Here is a 17,652-nt window from a genome sequence, read left to right on the forward strand (position 1 = left end):
GGTGAAAACAATGCTAGTCAATAAAGCATATAAATTCCGTATCTATCCAACCAAGGAACAGGAAATACTAATCGCAAAAACTATTGGATGTAGTCGTTTTGTATTCAATCACTTTTTAGGACAATGGAACGACACATACAAAGAAACTGGCAAAGGATTAACGTACAATTCTTGTTCTGCTGAATTAACAAAGTTGAAAAAAGAATTAGTATGGCTCAAAGAAGTTGACAGTATTGCTCTTCAATCCTCACTGAAAAACCTCGCTGATTCGTATTCACGATTCTTCAAAAAGCAGAATAACGCACCACGCTTTAAATCTAAAAAGAATCGAGTTCAATCCTATACAACAAAAGAAACAAACGGAAATATTGCCGTTGTCGGAAACAAAATGAAACTTCCTAAACTTGGTCTTGTTCGCTTTTCTAAAAGTCGCGAATTACATGGTAGTCTTCTGAATGCTACCGTTAGAAGAAATCCAAGTGGAAAATACTTTGTATCCATTCTTGCAGAAGTAGACGTACTACCACTGGAGAAAGCTGAATCATCGATTGGTATCGACTTAGGCATCACTGATTTTGCCATTTTTTCTGACGGAAGCAAAATTGACAACAATAAATTTACTGCCAAAATGGAAAAGAAACTAAAACGTGAACAGCGAAAACTTTCAAGACGTGCGTTACATGCTAAAAAGAATGGGATTAACCTTCTTGATGCAAAAAACTATCAGAAACAAAAACGAAAAGTCGCTAGATTACACGAAAGAGTATTGAATCAACGTGACGATTTCCTTAACAAGTTGAGTACAGAAATCATCAAAAACCACGATATAATCTGTATTGAAACCTTGAATACTAAGGGAATGCTACGTAATCACAAATTAGCCAAATTGATCTCTGATGTATCATGGTCTGCTTTTGTAACGAAATTAGAATACAAAGCTAAGTGGTACGGTAAAACAATCATGAAAGTGAGTAAATGGTTTCCATCCAGTCAAATATGTTCCGATTGTGGGCACACAGATGGTAAAAAACCTCTTGAAATAAGGGGATGGACCTGTCCTTTTTGCCACGAACATCACGATCGAGACATAAATGCTAGTAATAATATTCTAGCTGAAGGCTTACGAGCATTGGCTTTGGCATAAATAATCATAGAACCGTAGGAATCTAAGGGGATAGCTTGGCAAATAAGAGAAACCTCTGCTGGCAAAGAAATACACTAGCACGTATGCTCTGTTCCCAAGAATCTCCCACTTCAAACAATCTGTATGGGTGTTAAGTGGTGAGTAGTTCAATGCGCCTATTAACAGAGTATTGAAACATTTAAACACAAGTTAAAAATAATTCGTAAATTCGATCATTATCTGTTATATTAATGAGGAAAAGTTTATATATGAGAAAAATGTGGAGGAGCCAGTGTTGCTGGCTGAGATAGCGTCCTTAAGATGTTGACTCTTAGAACCTGATCTGGGTGATGCCAGCGTAGGGAACAGTATCTCTTTTTAGATATGTTTTTTACAGCGCATTTACGTCCGGGTTAGTATCCGGACGTTTTCTTTTTGTATAAACAAAAAACAAAAAGGAGATATAGATAATGAAAAAACTAGTAATATTTTTAGTAGCTATTTGTTTAATGTTAACCGGATGTGGTCAAAACAAAACTGCCACTACTAAAAAGACAAAGCAATTAAAAAAGGTGACTGTCGTATTAGACTGGACGCCAAATACAAATCATACTGGGCTATTTGTTGCTAAGGAAAAAGGTTACTTTAAGGAACAAGGACTTGATGTAGATATAATCAGTCCGGGAGAAACAGGGGCAGACCAATTGGTGGCATCAGGTAAAGCAGATTTTGGGGTTTCTTATCAAGAGTCAATTACACAAGCAAGAGTTCAAAATGTACAGATTGTTTCAATTGCAGCAATTATTCAACATAATACTTCTGGGTTTGCATCACCAGTGAAAAAAGAAATTAAGTCTCCAAAAGATTTCGTTGGAAAAACATATGGTGGATGGGGTTCACCAGTTGAAAAGGCTATTTTAAAATCGCTTATGTCAGAAGAAAATGCTAATGTTAATAAGTTAAATATCGTTAATATGGGTGATGCTGATTTCTTTACAGCGGTAAAAAGAGATATCGATTTTGCGTGGATTTATCAAGGATGGACAGGGATTGAAGCAGAGCTTCGTGGAGAAAAATTAAACATGATTTATTTAACTGATTATAGTAAAAAGCTAGATTACTATACTCCAGTTTTAGCTACTAACGAAAAAATGATTAGTAAAAATCCTAAAATAGTAAAAGCGTTTATGGCTGCAGCATCAAAAGGATATAATTTTGCGATTGATAACCCTAAAGAAGCTGCATCGATTTTACTAAAGGATAATCCGGATTTAGATAAAAAATTAGTGGAAAAAAGCCAAGAATGGTTAGCATCTAAATATAAAGATGATGCAGACCGTTGGGGTGAGCAAAAGTTATCAGTTTGGAAAAACTATGCAGATTTCTTAGCTGAAAACAAATTATTAGAAGGAAACTTTAAGCCAAAAGAAGCATTTACGAATGATTTCTTACCAGCGAAATAAGGAGGAGCAAAAATGCAAACTACTTTAATGAGTGTCCAAATTATACCGAAAACAAATAATATTGAGGATGTTATTCCTGCAGTTGATGAAGCAATTAAAATTATTGATGAATCAGGTGTAAAATATCAAGTTCAACCATTGGAAACAACTATGGAAGGCGACTTGAATCAATTATTAAACGTTGTTCAAAAAATGAATGAAAGAATGATTGAAATAGGTTGCCATAATGTTATTACTCAAATGAAAATACTTTATCAACCACAAGGTATTACGATGGATGTGTTAACGGAGAAGTACCGTTAATGAAATCTAAAAATATGAAAGGATGGCAGCCAATTGTTGTCATCCTGCTTTTTTTAATCTGTTGGCAGCTAAGTATTAAAATTTGGAAAATCGAATCTTGGTTATTGCCAGGACCGATCTCAATCTTTAAAGAAGGAATGAAATCATCTGATTCACTACTTCCTCATATTACTTCTACAATTCAATTAACGATTATTGGCTTGTTAATTGGTAGTTTATTAGGATTGTTAATAGCATTTCTATTGCATTTAATTCCAGGTGTTAGGGAAGCTTTTTATCCATTATTAATTCTTTCGCAAAATGTACCAATTATCGTGTTGGCACCGCTTTTAATTATTTGGTTTGGATTTGGGGTATTACCTAAATTAATTATTATTTCTCTTGTTTGTTTTTTCCCTGTTACAGTGTCAGCGTTGGATGGTTTTCGACAAACACCAAGTGAACTAATAAATTATATGAAAATGGCAGGAGCATCCAAATCACAAATTTTTTGGAAAGTTGAGTTACCTTTTTCTCTACCTTCCATTTTTTCAGGCTTAAAGATTTCAGCAACTTATAGTGTTATGGGGGCGGTTATATCTGAATGGCTAGGAGCGAAATCTGGAATTGGGGTGTATATGACTTTAGCTTCATCTTCATTTAGAACAGATCGAGTATTTGTTTCAATTTTTATCATTATGTTTTTAAGTATGCTTTTCTTCTTCCTAATAGTCGTAATTGAACGTGTTACTGTTAAATGGAAAGTTAAAGGGGAGAAACGGAAATGACATTACAAGTGGAACAATTATCAAAGAGTTATAGCGGGAATCAAGTGTTAGATAATATTTCTCTTTATGTAAAAGAGGGTGAATTTGTATCGATTCTAGGGCCATCTGGTAGTGGGAAGAGTACGTTGTTTCATCTTATTGGTGGCTTACTAAAACCTGATTCTGGAGAAGTAAAGTTAAATGGGTCGATAATAAATGGAGAACTTGGTCATATTAGTTTTATGCCTCAGGATCATTCATTATTGCCTTGGAGAACAGTGTTAAAAAATATTGTATTGTCACAGGAATTAAAACATAAACCTGATGAAAAATTGGCAAGAGACTTGCTTAAAAGAACTGGTTTAGAAAACTATGAGAATGCTTACCCTCATGAATTATCTGGTGGTATGAAACAAAGAGTTTCATTTTTAAGGTCTTTACTAGCACCGCAGTCGTTTATGTGTATGGATGAGCCTTTTTCAGCTTTAGATGAGTTCACTAGGCTTGAAATGCAACAATGGCTTTTATCAATTTGGGAGGAGCAACGACGATCAATTTTATTAGTTACGCATAATATTGATGAAGCGTTGTTAATGTCCGATCGAATATATATATTTTCTGACAAACCTGCCAAAATCAAAGAAGAAATCATTGTGCCATTTCCAAGACCACGAAAGAAAGAATTATTATTAAGTGACGAATTTACGGAATATAAAAGAAAAATCTATTTGGCTTTAGAGAAGGAGTAATACGATGAAAATGATAGATGCTCATATTCATTTAGATTCTTATGATACTAGTCAAAGAGAAGAAATATTAACTAAAATAGAAAGACACGAAATCGAGGCAATCATTTCGGTTTCGATGGATTTAAAATCTAGTAAGAAAAATTTAGAGTTAAAAAAACAAAAAAATTGTGTATATCCAGCATTCGGATTTCATCCTGAACAGCAAATCCCTTCTGATGAAGAGGTTGTTAAATTAATTGAATGGATTAAGACCCATCAGGATGAAATGGTCGCAATCGGTGAAGTTGGATTACCATATTATAAGAATTTGGAAGAGCAGATTGATTACGTACCTTATATTCAATTACTAGAAAAATTTATCTCACTTGCAAAAGAGTTAAATAAACCGATCATATTACATGCAGTGTATGAGGACGCCGAAACTGTTTGTAACCTATTAGAAAAATATTTTATTAAAAAAGCTCATTTTCATTGGTTTAAAGGAGACGATCTTACAATTAAACGGATGATAAAAAATGAGTATTTTATCTCAATTACACCAGATGTATTATATGAAAATGAGATTCAAGACTTAGTAAAAAAGTACCCTTTAGAATTAATGATGGTAGAAACAGACGGTCCTTGGCCATTTGAAGGGCCTTTTGAAAATGAGTGGACACATCCTAGATTTATGCATCAATCGGTTGCGAAGATAGCTGAGTTAAAAGACAAAGATCTTTCAAGTGTATATAAAACTTTATATGAAAATACTAAGAAGTTTTATAGTATATAAAATAAGAAAATCGTTTTCTAACTGGAAACGATTTTTTTATTTATAAAATTTAATTATTTTAGTTTTAGATAGGTAAAAAGAGCTAAAATAAAATCCCCCTATAGCAGAGCAGCTATCCTAATTTACAGATAGGCTTTTTTATCTACTATAAGTAGGATATAAATTAAAACTTTCAATTTAGATAATCAGATTCTTTACAAGCAAGAAAATAGAGAAATGTAAAGCTTAGTTTTTCAATGTAAATACCAAAACCGGCATATCGTTTAGAATGCCGGCAGTATGTTGGTTTGTAGAAGTGTTTCTACAAAATAACTACAGTTCAAGCTCTCCCATACGAAGAAGCTCAATAACTGCTTGTGATCGCCCCTTAACCCCAAGCTTCTGCATTGCATTTGAAATATGATTTCTCACAGTTTTTTCACTTATAAAAAGTTCTTCAGCAATTTCTCTTGTAGTCTTATCTTGAACAAGAAGTTCGAATACTTCTTTTTCACGCTTTGTGAGTGTGTGCTTTGTTTGATAGTCTCTATCCTTCAACTGTGCTAACCCTCCTTGCTTGACCGAGCTGTTCTTCGGATGGGTATTCATTTAGTCTTTTTATCATATGAACGATAGGTCTTTTAGGTGAATATTTCCAGTAAATTTAGAGCTAGATTTAAATTATTTATTTTTTTCTATTTAGCTTGTTCTAAAAAATGTACAGGCTCGTATAAATAGTAAAAAAGCGTGGGGGGAGTATGGTGATGAAAAAAAGATTGTTATTAACGGCGGTAGCAGTATGTGGAATCGCAACAATGAGTGGATGTAGTTTACTTCCAACGAAATCTTCAACTGACATTGATCCACCTAAAACTGTAGTTTATAAAAGTGATCAACCTTCAAAAGAAGTAGCAAAGAAGGAGGAAACAGTAAAAAGGGAATTATATTTAATTGACCGTAACGGGTATGTTGTACCACAAACATTCCAATTACCCAAGTCTACCAGCTTGGCTAAACAAGCGTTAGAGTACTTAGTAAAAGATGGACCTGTTACAGATGAATTACCGAATGGTTTCCAAGCAGTTTTACCTCCGAATACAGAAGTTTTAGGTGTTCAAACTCAAAAGGATGGTACGATTATTGCTGATTTTTCACCAGAATTTAAGCAATACCGTGCTGAAGATGAATTAAAAGTGTTTCAAGCTGTTACTTGGACTTTGACTCAATTTGATAATGTGACAAAGGTGAAAATTCGAATAAACGGAAAAGAGCTTGTATCGATGCCAGTAAATAAGGCTCAGATTGGTGATGGATTAACTAGAGATGATGGAATTAACTTTGATAAAGGTGACATTGTAGATATTATGAATTCCAGACCAGTTACGCTATATTATGTTTCTCAAGGGGAAATGGGAGACACTTATTATGTACCTGTAACGACTAGGATTTCAAATGCTGAAAAAGATTCATATTCAGCAATCGTAAATGAACTTGTAAAAGGTCCATCTGAATATTCAAATTTAGTTTCCGATTTTGGAACTGATACGAAACTAGTTAGTCAACCTGTTTTCAAAGGCGGTAAGCTAGTACTTAATTTTAACGATGGTATCTATGGAAATATTGCAAAAAATATGATCAATAATGATGTATTACAGCCGCTTGTTCTTTCTTTAACTGAGCAAAAAGGTGTTAAGTCCATTGAAATTCAAATCAATGGTAAATTAACTGCGCTAGACCAACAAGGAAAGCCTTTAAGCCAACCTGTTTCTAGACCTAAGGATGTAAATACAAAAAAATTATAACCCGGTGGTTAGGAAAAGATAATATTTGCCTTTTAAAAAAATGTTTTAAATATCAACCTTGTACAAAAATTGTGATGATTTTTGTACAAGGTTTTTAATTTTATCTTTAAATTACACTTAATAAGTAGAAATGAAATCGCATTTTTGTCTATACTAGTATTTGGAAGATTTTGTAGGAGGTACAAACATGACAAGAACAGATGGAAGATTAAATAATGAACTTAGACCTATAGAGATAATTACTCACTATACAAAGCATGCAGAAGGTTCGGTGCTTATAAGTATTGGTGATACGAAGGTAATTTGTAATGCAACAGTTGAGGACCGTGTACCACCATTTTTGAGAAATAGTGGAAAAGGTTGGATTTCAGCAGAATATTCTATGTTACCTAGGGCTACTCAAGAGCGTACAATCCGTGAATCATCTAAAGGAAAAGTAACTGGTCGAACAATGGAAATTCAACGATTAATAGGAAGAGCATTACGAGCAGTTGTTGATTTAGAAGCACTTGGTGAAAAGACAATTTGGATCGACTGTGATGTAATTCAAGCAGATGGAGGAACACGAACTACTTCAATTACTGGTGCATTTGTTGCAATGATGCTTGCTTTTGATAAATTAATTAAAATGGATAAATTGAAATCGTATCCTGTAAAAGATTATTTAGCAGCAACTTCAGTTGGTATTTTAGATGAGCTTGGACCAGTTTTAGATTTATATTATGTAGAAGATTCGGCTGCAAGTGTTGATATGAATATTATTATGACTGGAAAAGGACAGTTTGTTGAACTTCAAGGAACTGGTGAAGAAGCAACATTTTCTAGAGAAGAATTAAATGAGTTATTATCTTTAGGTGAATTAGGAATTAAATCTCTAATTGAAAAACAAAAAGAAGTGTTATTACAAGAAGGTATTAAATTTCAATAATCATTTCAAGGAGAGACTTTAAGGATGGAAACAATCATTATTGCGACAAATAATCAAGGCAAAGTGAAGGATTTTGAAGCACTTTTTAAACCAATGGGATTTCAAATTAAATCTTTAAAAGACTTTCCTGAAATTCAAGAAGTTGAAGAAACAGGAACTACATTTGAAGAAAATGCGATTTTAAAAGCTGAGTACCTAGCAAGTGAGTTAAATACGCCTGTAATTGCAGATGACTCTGGTTTAATAGTGGATGCACTTGAAGGTAGACCAGGCGTTTATTCTGCCAGGTATGCTGGATTACATAAAAGTGACTTAGATAATTTACAAAAAGTATTAAGTGAACTAGAAGGTGTTTTTCCTGGCAAAAGAACTGCGCGATTTTATTGTGCTTTAGCTTTAGCAGTTCCTGGTAAAGAAACAATCACTGTTCATGGTACAGTTGAAGGGTATATTGCCAATGAAAAAAGAGGAACAAACGGTTTTGGCTACGATCCAATATTCTTTTTGCCAGAATTAGATAAAACTATGGCTGAATTAACAACTGATGAAAAAGGTGGTTTAAGTCATCGCGCAAATGCAATTAAATCATTAATGAATGTTATTAATAAAGAAGATAAAGACTTTTTATTTAGAGGGTCAAATTAATGAAAGTACTAATTGTAAGTGATAGCCATGGATTGACAAAACCATTGCAAGAAATCGCCGACAGATATCGTGACAGTGTAGATTTAATGATACACTGTGGAGATTCGGAATTAGAAGTAAATGCTAAGGAACTAAAGGATTATAATGTTGTAAGAGGAAATTGTGATTTCAGAGGAGAATTCCCTGAAGAATTTATTCACCGTGGGAATGAATATACAATCTATGCAGCACATGGTCATTTACATGGAATAAAACAATCATTACAAAAGCTGTATTATCGTTGTAATGAAGTTGGAGCAACAATTGCTTGTTTCGGTCACTCACATGTATTAGGAGCCGAGGTAATTGATGGTGTGCTGTTTATTAACCCTGGCAGCATTTTATTACCGAGAATGAGAAAAGAAAAGACTTATGCTATTCTTGAAACAATTGACAAGAAAGCTAGTGTTACTTTTTATAATACAGATGGAACGGAGCTTATAACAACTTCATTTGAATTATAATGAATAAAAGGAGGTTAGTAGCTTATGATGCTACTAACCTTATCTAATAACAAAAAAATTCGGAGTACTAAAAGCCGGAAAACCCTAATAAACTAAGGTAATTATATACCTTTAAAATTTTTTCCTTTATTTTGGAAAAAAAGTTTTAAAATAGTGTTGACTTTAATTTGCATAGTGACTATAATGAATTATGTCGACAGGGTGATGTCGCGAAGGAATAAAAAATAAATAAAAAATATGCGGGTGTAGTTTAATGGTAAAATAGAAGCCTTCCAAGCTTCGGTCGTGGGTTCGATTCCCATCACCCGCTCCATATGTCCTGGTAGCTCAGCAGGATAGAGCAACGGCCTTCTAAGCCGTCGGTCGGGGGTTCGAATCCCTCTCAGGACGTCCAAAAGACACTTGTTTTACTTAATGTAAAATAAGTGTCTTTTTTTGTATTTTAACTAATTTTAAATTAAGAACCTTAGAAATAAAATGATGAATTACGTTTACTATATAAGTTAGTATGGTTTCCTATCAATTAATAGAAAACGTAGATCATCATAAATTTATACTAGATATGTTATTCTAGTATAAATAAAAAAGTGGAGTGATATAAATGAACGAAAAAGAATTTTGGAGCTTAATATCCAAAATGCATATTGTTGAAGAACCATATGAATGGGTAATAAATCAATTAGCTAAACAATCAGAGGAAGAGATAGCTAGTTTTGAAATTCAATTTGAAACTCATTTTTCAAAAGCGTATACCGCAAATCTTTTAGGAGCTGCATGGATCATCATGGATGGCTGTTCTGAGGATTCATTTGCACATTTTAGAGCGTGGTTAATCGGTCAAGGAGAACAAGTTTACAAGAAAACGTTAAATGACCCGGATTATTTAGCAGAATACATCTTTCCTATTTATGAAGAAGAGGGACTTACGCCAGAATTAGAAGATATGTTAGATCTAGCTTTACAAGCATATACAATCAAGCGTAAAGGCGATGATGATTGGGATGATCAATTATGGAATGAGTTCAATTCACTAATTGAAAGCAAAGGCTACGATTATCCTGAACAACAATTAAGGATCGATTGGAAATCGAAAGACGAATTAAAAGCTAAGTTTCCAAAGCTATGGAAAAGATTTGGCAATAAACCATTAGGGTACTAAAAAATAGTTGGATGCAGTAGTAGGAATAAATGTTAACTTAAAAAACCGATTCATCCTTATTCGTATCTTTAATATTTTAAATAATTTTAATTCATGATACACTTTTTCATAACTAGTTTGTGCAGGAAATAACAAATGTTAGGGGAGAGTAACATGGAAGACAATATTGTCTTTTTTCCTAAACTGAAGGATCGGATAATAAATTTAGGTAAAAAAGCATTAGAAGAGAAAAATTTTAGTAAAGCTTTAATGTTATGTAATCAATTAAAAGAAATGAATGAGCATAATTCACAGACAGAGCTTGCTGCAGTCGCGTGTCTTTTAGAAGGGAATCAGGCTAGGGAAGCTAAGGAAAGATGTGAGGATTTAGTTTTTGGGCCATTTGAGAGTGATGAAGCAATTGAAGTATACATAAGCATTTTATTTCAATTAAAAGAATATGAAGAATTACAAAAAAATATAAAAAGATTACTCACCCAAAAACGGATTGATGAAAATCAGATGGATAAGTTTCAGGCGATGCTCTCATTATCAAAGAAAGTAATTTCAGATCGTGAAGGCATTAAGGGTGAAGTTCTTAATTTACATATGATCGTTGAAAATTCTGATCCGATTGATAAGCAGCTTGAATTAATTAATGAATTAAGGGGTTTAGATTGTAACCTTGTTATCGACCAAATTAGCGAAATATTAAAAAGCCCCAAAGCAAATCCGTTAATTCAAAGTTTTATTTTGTTTATTTTACAAGAACAATCAATCGATAAAGATTTTGAACTTAACAAAGTAAATCAAAGAATGATTTGGAATACATCTGTTTCAGTCGATGAACATAAAACTTTTGTAGATGCTATATTAAAAAAATTAAGTGACGTATTAGAAAGTGAAGACCCTTCTGCTTTCGAAATCGCAAAAACACACTTCCAACACTTTATAACAATTTACTTCCCGTTTATCCCAATACCAGCGGATATAAATACTTGGGCAGCCTGTTTTTATTGCATCGTTCAGCAATTTTTTGATCGTAGTGTAGATGAAGATGAACTAAAAGACTTATTTAATGTAGAATATTTTCCAGTAAAAAGTGCAATTGCCTTAGTAAAACGCTTTGAAGATGAAGGATACTTTAACATAAAATGAAATAGTTGGAAAAAACATAGATGTTCCATTTGGGCTTCTATGTTTTTGTTTTTTTATGTAAATAAAGGTATTTTAAAGTGATAGAAGCGGCGAGAAATCCGAGTTCTAATAGGAGTGAATGCGACGAGGAACTCAGTTCTCGCCCTACGGAAAGCTATCAACAGGAAAGGAAATCATCGTGATTCTTTTTATAGGAAATTAAACTGATTTAAAATTCAAAATTAAAAAATCCTAATATTTTCTCCTTATAAAAATAGGAAATATTGAAACAAAAAAGGAATGTGTTATAATAGAATGGTTGTAACGACTATTTACTTAATTATACATGCATTTTCTTTTTTAAAAATGGACAGGTATGTATAGTACGAAAATACGTAAACACATATATTTTTTTAGATAATTTTGGAGGGAACTAACAATGACTGCTAAATGGGAAAAATTAGAAGCTAACGTTGGTCTATTAACTGTAGAAGTTGAAGCTTCTGAAGTAGATAAAGGTTTAGATGCAGCTTTCAAAAAAGTTGTAAAAACTATCAATGTACCGGGATTCCGTAAAGGTAAATTACCTCGCCCAATTTTCGAACAAAAATTTGGCATTGAAGCACTTTACAATGATGCTTTAGATGTAATTTTACCAGAAGCTTACAGCAAAGCTGTTGAAGAGGTTGGTATTGAGCCAGTTGATCGTCCAGAAGTTGACGTTGAGCAAATGGAAAAAGGTAAAACTTTAATCTTCAAAGCAAAAGTTACTGTAAAACCTGAAGTAAAATTAGGCGAATACAAAGGCTTAGAAGTTGAAGAAATGGATGCAACTGTAACTGACGAAGACGTACAAGCAGAATTAACTACATTACAAGAGCGTCAAGCTGAGTTAGTAGTTAAAGAAGATGGTACTGTTGAAAACGGTAATACAGCTGTAATTGATTTCGAAGGTTTCGTTGATGGCGTAGCTTTCGAAGGTGGTAAAGGTGAAAACTATCCACTAGAAATCGGTTCAGGTTCTTTCATTCCTGGATTTGAAGAAGCTTTAATCGGCGCAAAATCTGGTGTAGAAACTGATGTTAATGTAACATTCCCAGAAGAATACCACAGTGCTGAATTAGCAGGAAAAGCTGCTACATTCAAAGTAACTGTTCATGAAATTAAAGCTAAAGAACTTCCTGAGTTAAACGACGAGTTTGCTAAAGACGTAAATGACGAAGTAGAAACTTTAGAAGATCTTAAAGCTAAAATCAAAAATGACTTAGTTGAATCTAAAAAATCTCAAGCTGAAGGTAGCTTACGTGATGCTTTAGTTCAAAAAGCAGCTGAAAATGCTGAAATCGAAATCCCAGACGTAATGTTCGAAAGCCAAGTTGACCGTATGGTTAAAGACTTTGAACAACGTATTGCACAACAAGGATTAAACTTAGAGCTTTACTACCAATTCACTGGTACTAAAGAAGAAGATCTTCGTACTCAAATGCGTCAAGATGCTGAAGCTCGTGTAAGAATCGACTTAACAATCGATGCGATCATCGAAGCTGAAAAAATCGATGCAACTGAAGAAGAAATGAACGAAGAATTAGCTCGTTTATCTGCAATGTACAACATTCCTTCTGAGCAATTAGTAACTATGCTAGGTGGAACTGACGCTGTACGTGACGATATTCAAATCCGTAAAGCTGTTGAGTTATTAGTAGATAGCAGAAAAAAATAAGCGTTAAATAAACATATATTGACTTAAACAAGGCGCGAGATTTTTCGTGCCTTGTTTTTAAATAATGAAATATTTGGTAAAGAGAACTGTTTCCTTTAAAATACACATATACATATGTTAGAATCTGTTATACAGATTTTAAAAAATTATTGTGGCTATACTAAAAATAATTCTTCAAAAGAAGGATTATTAGCTTTAGATTAGAATATATATATTCTAAAAATTTAAACAATTTTAGAGTAGTAATTAATTGCTTTGTTTATTTTGTATGCTATCATATAGCTACAAGATACATATTTTTTGGATTACATACATATTGAGGGTTTTTAGAAATTTTTAGAGGGAGTGAACATATGTTCAAATTTAACGAAGAAAAAGGACAGCTAAAATGTTCGTTCTGTGGGAAGTCACAGTCTCAGGTTAGAAAATTAGTTGCAGGACCTGGTGTATATATTTGTGACGAGTGTATTGAGCTTTGTACTGAAATTGTTCAAGAAGAACTAGCAAAAGAAGAGGAAGTAGAGTTTAAAGACGTTCCGAAACCGAAAGAAATTTGCGAAATTCTTGATGAATACGTTATTGGTCAAGACAATGCGAAAAAAGCCTTATCTGTTGCTGTATATAATCACTACAAACGTATTAATTCAAATAGCAAAATTGATGAGGTTGAATTATCAAAAAGTAATATTGCAATGATTGGGCCAACTGGTAGTGGTAAAACATTATTAGCTCAAACTTTAGCACGAATTTTAAATGTACCATTTGCGATTGCAGATGCAACTTCATTAACAGAAGCTGGATATGTTGGGGAAGATGTTGAAAACATTCTTTTAAAATTAATCCAAGCAGCTGATTATGATGTAGAGCGCGCTGAAAAAGGTATTATTTATATCGATGAAATTGATAAAGTTGCACGTAAGTCTGAAAACCCTTCAATTACACGTGATGTGTCGGGTGAAGGTGTTCAGCAAGCACTTTTAAAAATTCTTGAAGGAACAGTTGCAAGTGTACCTCCACAAGGTGGTCGTAAGCATCCACATCAAGAATTCATTCAAATTGATACGACAAATATTTTATTTATTTGTGGTGGAGCATTTGATGGCATCGAACAAATTATCAAGCGTCGTTTAGGTAAAAAGGTAATTGGTTTCAGTGGTGATTCTGAAAAGAGCGATTTAAGCTCAAAAGAAATCTTAAACCACGTATTACCAGAAGACCTATTACGTTTTGGTTTAATTCCGGAGTTCATCGGCCGTTTACCAGTTTTAGCTAATTTAGAGCAACTTGATGAAGCATCATTAGTTGAAATTTTAACTAAGCCAAAAAATGCTTTAATTAAGCAATATCAAAAATTACTAGAGCTTGACCAAGTTGAACTTGAGTTTGAGGATAACGCATTAACTGAAATTGCTAAAAAAGCAATTGAGCGTAAAACTGGAGCTCGTGGACTACGTTCGATCATAGAAGGGCTTATGTTAGATATTATGTTTGAATTACCTTCACGTGAGGATATTCAAAAATGTATTATCTCAGCAGAAACTGTTAAAACTGGTGCAGCGCCTAAGCTTGTATTAGAAGATGGAACAGAATTAGAGTTAAAGAAAAAAGCAAATAAATTAGCTTAAGTAAAAAACCAAATGCATTTGCATTTGGTTTTTTATTTTGACTTTTTTAGGTGAGTTTTTTTAATCTTTCTTAAATGCATAAGAACTTTACTCGGTACACCTTGCCTTTAATTTTTTAAATTTGGTTTATCCTTCCATTTAGAGGGCGATACTAAAAGTAATTTCTACTTCAGTGGAGGGGTAAAGAATGAGTTTAACAACTATTATATTATTAGCTCAATTAGCATTAGGTACAATCGTTGCATTGTATTTTATTCATTTATTAAAGGGACAAAGAACAACGAAGGTTTCGATTGACAGAGAATCTAAAAAAGAAATGGAGCAGTTACGTAAATTAAAGTCTATTTCTTTAACTGTTCCGTTAGCAGAGAGAGTTAGACCAGCCACTTTTGATGATATAGTTGGTCAAGAGGATGGAATAAAAGCGTTGAAAGCTTCACTTTGTAGTGCTAATCCTCAACATGTTATCATTTATGGGCCGCCTGGTGTCGGGAAAACGGCAGCGGCTAGACTTGTATTAGAAGAAGCGAAAAAGAGCCCGAATACACCTTTTAAACAAGATGCAGTATTTATAGAATTAGATGCTACAACTGCTCGATTTGATGAAAGAGGAATTGCTGATCCTTTAATTGGTTCAGTTCACGATCCAATCTATCAAGGTGCAGGTGCAATGGGGCAAGCAGGCGTTCCTCAACCTAAAAAAGGAGCAGTAACCGACGCGCATGGAGGGATTTTATTTATTGATGAAATTGGCGAGCTTCATCCAATTCAAATGAATAAAATGCTTAAGGTCCTTGAAGACCGTAAAGTAAAATTTGAGAGTGCATACTACCAAGAAGAAAATCCTTCTATACCTGCACATATTCATGAAATTTTCAAACACGGTTTACCAGCAGATTTCAGATTAGTTGGTGCAACTACAAGATCACCAGAAGATATCCCACCGGCAATTCGTTCTCGTTGTTTAGAAATATTTTTTAGAGAATTAGAACAGGATGAAATTCAAGCAGTAGCTAAACGATCTGCTGAAAAAATTGAATTAAGCCTCTCAGAAAAAGCTTTAGAATTAGTAGGTACATATGCAAAAAATGGTCGTGAAGCGATTAACCTAATTCAGTTAGCTGGCGGAATGGTTTTAACTTCTGGACGAAAAGAATTAATAGAAGATGATATTGGGTGGGTTGTTTCTGTAAGTCGTTTATCACCAAGACTTGTTAACAAAATTCCAGAAGCTCCAACAGTAGGATTGGTAAACGGTTTAGCTGTTTATGGAGCAAATATTGGTGCGTTACTACCGATTGAAGTAAGTGCAATGAAGGCAAAAGAAATCGGTAAGGGTTCAATTACTATTACTGGAATTGTTGAAGAAGAAAGCTTAGGTAATCAAGCTAAATCCATTCGTAGAAAAAGTATGGCAAAAGGCTCTTTAGAAAATGTTACGACAATCTTACGAAAAATTGGTGTACCAATCGATGACTTTACGATTCACATTAATTTTCCAAGTGGCGCATTAATTGACGGCCCATCTGCAGGGATTGCCATGGTAGTAGGTATTTTTTCAGCGGTTAATAATGTTCCGGTATTAAATACAATTGCTTTGACTGGCGAAATGAGCATTCAAGGTGATGTAAAACCAGTTGGCGGTGTTCCAGAAAAAGTAAAGGCAGCCGTTAAAGCAGGAGCAACTAAAATTATTGTACCAAAAGAGAACGATCAAGCTACATTACATCAATATAAAGATGTAGAAATATTAGCAGTAGATCGTATTGAAAAAGTTCTCCATGAAGTCTTTAAAGATAATTGGAAATTTGAACTACCAACTCAAACAAAAACTGATTTCCAGCAATTAACATTGTTTGAGGAGAATCAATCGCAATCTATGTAGATAAAAATAAGTGTACGATAGTAAATTTGCAAAAGGTATTAAAATTAATATTTAGTCTAGTAAACAACAAAGGAGCAACGACTATTAGTCGTTGCTCTTTTGTTGTTTACTAAAGTCTAAATAGATTAAGTTTTATTTAACGTACCTTTTAGATTATGAACTTTGAAAAACAATTATTTGAATTTATTATCTAATTAGAAGTTTTTTTATTCTGAATATTCCCTCTTATTTTCCAGCAAGTGGGTAATAGGAAGAATTTAGTATTATAGAGCATTTAGTATTTACCTTTTGGGAGAGTATTGATTGTGGGGACGTGTTAAAAGAGATTTACGTTTGAAATAAAAAAAGGATAGGGGATAGTAATATGAACATCTTAGTCTTGATGAAGCAAACCTTCGATACGGAAGAGAAAATTGTGATTCAGAATAATGCAGTTAGTGAAGAGGGGGTAAACTTCATTATTAATCCTTATGACGAATATGCAATTGAAGAAGCGATTAAACTGCGGGATAAGCATGGTGGAATTGTAACCGTTATCACAGTAGGAACAGAACGCTCAGAAAGTGCACTGCGTACGGCGCTTGCTATGGGAGCAGATAATGCAGTAATTGTGGAGAGCGAAGATTTTGAACTTGATGAATACATTACTGCTAAAATTCTTGCGGCCGTTATTAAAGAACGTGAATTTGATATTATTTTAGGTGGAAATGTAGCAGTTGACTATGGTTCTGGACAAATAGGGCCACGTCTGGCTGAAGAACTTAATATTGCACAAGTTACAACGATTACTAAGCTCGAGATCAGCAATAATGAAGCTACGATCGAGCGGGATGTAGAAGGGGATAAAGAGATCATTCAAGTTTCTCTCCCTGTACTAATTACTGCCCAACAAGGATTAAATGAACCACGTTACCCATCGCTGCCTGGAATTATGAAAGCGAAGAAAAAGCCAATAGAGCGTATAGAATTAGATGATTTAGATATAGAAGTTGAAGCAGAAGTAAAAACGGCGGTAATGGAAACCTTTTTTCCAACGAAAAAGGGAGCAGGTCGTATTCTAACTGGTGATATCAATAATCAAGTAATGGAACTAGCATTATTACTTCGTAGGGAAGCAAAAGTAATCTAATAATC

The 17,652-nt window shown here is 33.7% G+C and carries 17 protein-coding genes, 2 tRNA genes and 1 riboswitch; of the genes, 18 read left to right on the top strand and 1 reads right to left on the bottom strand.

From position 1 onward, the window contains the following. Window positions 1-10: 10 nt before the first annotated feature. The 6 genes from tnpB to EP747_RS00320 all read left to right on the top strand — a co-directional run bounded on the left by tnpB (window position 11) and on the right by EP747_RS00320 (window position 5,156). The gene (gene tnpB / locus EP747_RS00295; protein ID WP_129688009.1) at window positions 11-1,144 is read left to right on the top strand and encodes an IS200/IS605 family element RNA-guided endonuclease TnpB; all 1,134 of its coding nucleotides are present in this window, start codon (window positions 11-13) and stop codon (window positions 1,142-1,144) included. Window positions 1,145-1,395: 251 nt separating this feature from the next. Continuing rightward, window positions 1,396-1,505, top strand: a riboswitch (TPP riboswitch). 88 nt (window positions 1,506-1,593) lie between these two features. Next, window positions 1,594-2,586, top strand: coding sequence for an ABC transporter substrate-binding protein (locus tag EP747_RS00300; RefSeq protein WP_129688010.1), 993 nt, complete (start codon window positions 1,594-1,596; stop codon window positions 2,584-2,586). A gap of 12 nt (window positions 2,587-2,598) precedes the next feature. Then, window positions 2,599-2,889 (top strand): thiamine-binding protein, encoded by a 291-nt coding sequence (locus tag EP747_RS00305; protein ID WP_056472450.1) that lies wholly within the window; start codon window positions 2,599-2,601, stop codon window positions 2,887-2,889. Next, window positions 2,889-3,656 (top strand): ABC transporter permease, encoded by a 768-nt coding sequence (locus EP747_RS00310; protein ID WP_129688011.1) that lies wholly within the window; start codon window positions 2,889-2,891, stop codon window positions 3,654-3,656. Before EP747_RS00305 ends, EP747_RS00310 begins: the two co-directional genes overlap by 1 nt. Continuing rightward, window positions 3,653-4,384, top strand: a complete 732-nt coding sequence (locus tag EP747_RS00315) for an ABC transporter ATP-binding protein (protein WP_129688012.1) — start codon at window positions 3,653-3,655, stop codon at window positions 4,382-4,384. The genes EP747_RS00310 and EP747_RS00315 overlap by 4 nt, the downstream gene beginning before the upstream one ends. A gap of 4 nt (window positions 4,385-4,388) precedes the next feature. Beyond that, complete coding sequence (locus tag EP747_RS00320; protein ID WP_129688013.1) at window positions 4,389-5,156, top strand: TatD family hydrolase; 768 nt, start codon at window positions 4,389-4,391, stop codon at window positions 5,154-5,156. A gap of 312 nt (window positions 5,157-5,468) precedes the next feature. Here the strand turns inward: EP747_RS00320 and EP747_RS00325 are convergent, their stop codons facing one another. Beyond that, window positions 5,469-5,693 carry a helix-turn-helix domain-containing protein gene (locus EP747_RS00325; RefSeq protein ID WP_056472461.1) on the bottom strand — a complete coding sequence of 75 codons (225 nt, stop codon included), beginning with the start codon at window positions 5,691-5,693 and terminating at the stop codon, window positions 5,469-5,471. A gap of 200 nt (window positions 5,694-5,893) precedes the next feature. Between EP747_RS00325 and EP747_RS00330 the strand changes: the two genes are divergently transcribed. The 12 genes from EP747_RS00330 to EP747_RS00385 all read left to right on the top strand — a co-directional run bounded on the left by EP747_RS00330 (window position 5,894) and on the right by EP747_RS00385 (window position 17,647). Further along, window positions 5,894-6,937, top strand: coding sequence for a GerMN domain-containing protein (locus EP747_RS00330; protein ID WP_129688014.1), 1,044 nt, complete (start codon window positions 5,894-5,896; stop codon window positions 6,935-6,937). 187 nt (window positions 6,938-7,124) lie between these two features. After that, window positions 7,125-7,865, top strand: coding sequence for a ribonuclease PH (gene rph / locus EP747_RS00335; protein WP_056472467.1), 741 nt, complete (start codon window positions 7,125-7,127; stop codon window positions 7,863-7,865). Between the two features lie 24 nt (window positions 7,866-7,889). Continuing rightward, entirely contained in the window at window positions 7,890-8,510 is a 621-nt protein-coding gene (locus EP747_RS00340) for an XTP/dITP diphosphatase (protein WP_129688015.1), read from the top strand. Continuing rightward, the gene (locus tag EP747_RS00345) at window positions 8,510-9,013 is read left to right on the top strand and encodes a metallophosphoesterase family protein (RefSeq protein ID WP_129688016.1); all 504 of its coding nucleotides are present in this window, start codon (window positions 8,510-8,512) and stop codon (window positions 9,011-9,013) included. The genes EP747_RS00340 and EP747_RS00345 overlap by 1 nt, the downstream gene beginning before the upstream one ends. Window positions 9,014-9,252: 239 nt before the next feature. Further along, window positions 9,253-9,326, top strand: a tRNA-Gly gene (locus EP747_RS00350). 3 nt (window positions 9,327-9,329) lie between these two features. Next, window positions 9,330-9,403: transfer RNA gene (locus EP747_RS00355), tRNA-Arg, on the top strand. Between the two features lie 211 nt (window positions 9,404-9,614). Beyond that, window positions 9,615-10,172, top strand: a complete 558-nt coding sequence (locus EP747_RS00360) for a DUF4240 domain-containing protein (RefSeq protein ID WP_129688017.1) — start codon at window positions 9,615-9,617, stop codon at window positions 10,170-10,172. A gap of 153 nt (window positions 10,173-10,325) precedes the next feature. After that, a complete protein-coding gene (locus EP747_RS00365; protein WP_129688018.1) occupies window positions 10,326-11,309 on the top strand; it encodes a hypothetical protein in 984 nt (327 codons plus the stop codon). A gap of 418 nt (window positions 11,310-11,727) precedes the next feature. Further along, entirely contained in the window at window positions 11,728-13,008 is a 1,281-nt protein-coding gene (gene tig / locus EP747_RS00370; RefSeq protein WP_129688019.1) for a trigger factor, read from the top strand. A gap of 353 nt (window positions 13,009-13,361) precedes the next feature. After that, complete coding sequence (gene clpX, locus EP747_RS00375; protein ID WP_129688020.1) at window positions 13,362-14,633, top strand: ATP-dependent protease ATP-binding subunit ClpX; 1,272 nt, start codon at window positions 13,362-13,364, stop codon at window positions 14,631-14,633. A gap of 187 nt (window positions 14,634-14,820) precedes the next feature. Then, window positions 14,821-16,518 (top strand): ATP-dependent protease LonB, encoded by a 1,698-nt coding sequence (gene lonB / locus EP747_RS00380; protein WP_129688021.1) that lies wholly within the window; start codon window positions 14,821-14,823, stop codon window positions 16,516-16,518. A gap of 364 nt (window positions 16,519-16,882) precedes the next feature. Beyond that, a complete protein-coding gene (locus tag EP747_RS00385) occupies window positions 16,883-17,647 on the top strand; it encodes an electron transfer flavoprotein subunit beta/FixA family protein (protein ID WP_129688022.1) in 765 nt (254 codons plus the stop codon). Window positions 17,648-17,652 lie beyond the last annotated feature (5 nt).

It is taken from the genome of Gottfriedia acidiceleris (genome assembly GCF_004138285.1).
In the GTDB taxonomy this organism is placed as follows: domain Bacteria; phylum Bacillota; class Bacilli; order Bacillales; family Bacillaceae_G; genus Gottfriedia; species Gottfriedia acidiceleris_A.

Bases quoted from the DNA above. Each gene is read 5' to 3' on its own strand.
- EP747_RS00330 (WP_129688014.1), top strand. From the start codon at position 5,894: ATGGTGATGAAAAAAAGATTGTTATTAACGGCGGTAGCAGTATGTGGA.
- EP747_RS00365 (WP_129688018.1), top strand. From the start codon at position 10,326: ATGGAAGACAATATTGTCTTTTTTCCTAAACTGAAGGATCGGATAATA.
- clpX (WP_129688020.1), top strand. From the start codon at position 13,362: ATGTTCAAATTTAACGAAGAAAAAGGACAGCTAAAATGTTCGTTCTGT.
- EP747_RS00300 (WP_129688010.1), top strand. From the start codon at position 1,594: ATGAAAAAACTAGTAATATTTTTAGTAGCTATTTGTTTAATGTTAACC.
- EP747_RS00320 (WP_129688013.1), top strand. From the start codon at position 4,389: ATGAAAATGATAGATGCTCATATTCATTTAGATTCTTATGATACTAGT.
- EP747_RS00345 (WP_129688016.1), top strand. From the start codon at position 8,510: ATGAAAGTACTAATTGTAAGTGATAGCCATGGATTGACAAAACCATTG.
- rph (WP_056472467.1), top strand. From the start codon at position 7,125: ATGACAAGAACAGATGGAAGATTAAATAATGAACTTAGACCTATAGAG.
- EP747_RS00340 (WP_129688015.1), top strand. From the start codon at position 7,890: ATGGAAACAATCATTATTGCGACAAATAATCAAGGCAAAGTGAAGGAT.
- EP747_RS00310 (WP_129688011.1), top strand. From the start codon at position 2,889: ATGAAATCTAAAAATATGAAAGGATGGCAGCCAATTGTTGTCATCCTG.
- EP747_RS00315 (WP_129688012.1), top strand. From the start codon at position 3,653: ATGACATTACAAGTGGAACAATTATCAAAGAGTTATAGCGGGAATCAA.
- EP747_RS00385 (WP_129688022.1), top strand. From the start codon at position 16,883: ATGAACATCTTAGTCTTGATGAAGCAAACCTTCGATACGGAAGAGAAA.
- EP747_RS00305 (WP_056472450.1), top strand. From the start codon at position 2,599: ATGCAAACTACTTTAATGAGTGTCCAAATTATACCGAAAACAAATAAT.
- lonB (WP_129688021.1), top strand. From the start codon at position 14,821: ATGAGTTTAACAACTATTATATTATTAGCTCAATTAGCATTAGGTACA.
- tig (WP_129688019.1), top strand. From the start codon at position 11,728: ATGACTGCTAAATGGGAAAAATTAGAAGCTAACGTTGGTCTATTAACT.
- EP747_RS00360 (WP_129688017.1), top strand. From the start codon at position 9,615: ATGAACGAAAAAGAATTTTGGAGCTTAATATCCAAAATGCATATTGTT.
- tnpB (WP_129688009.1), top strand. From the start codon at position 11: ATGCTAGTCAATAAAGCATATAAATTCCGTATCTATCCAACCAAGGAA.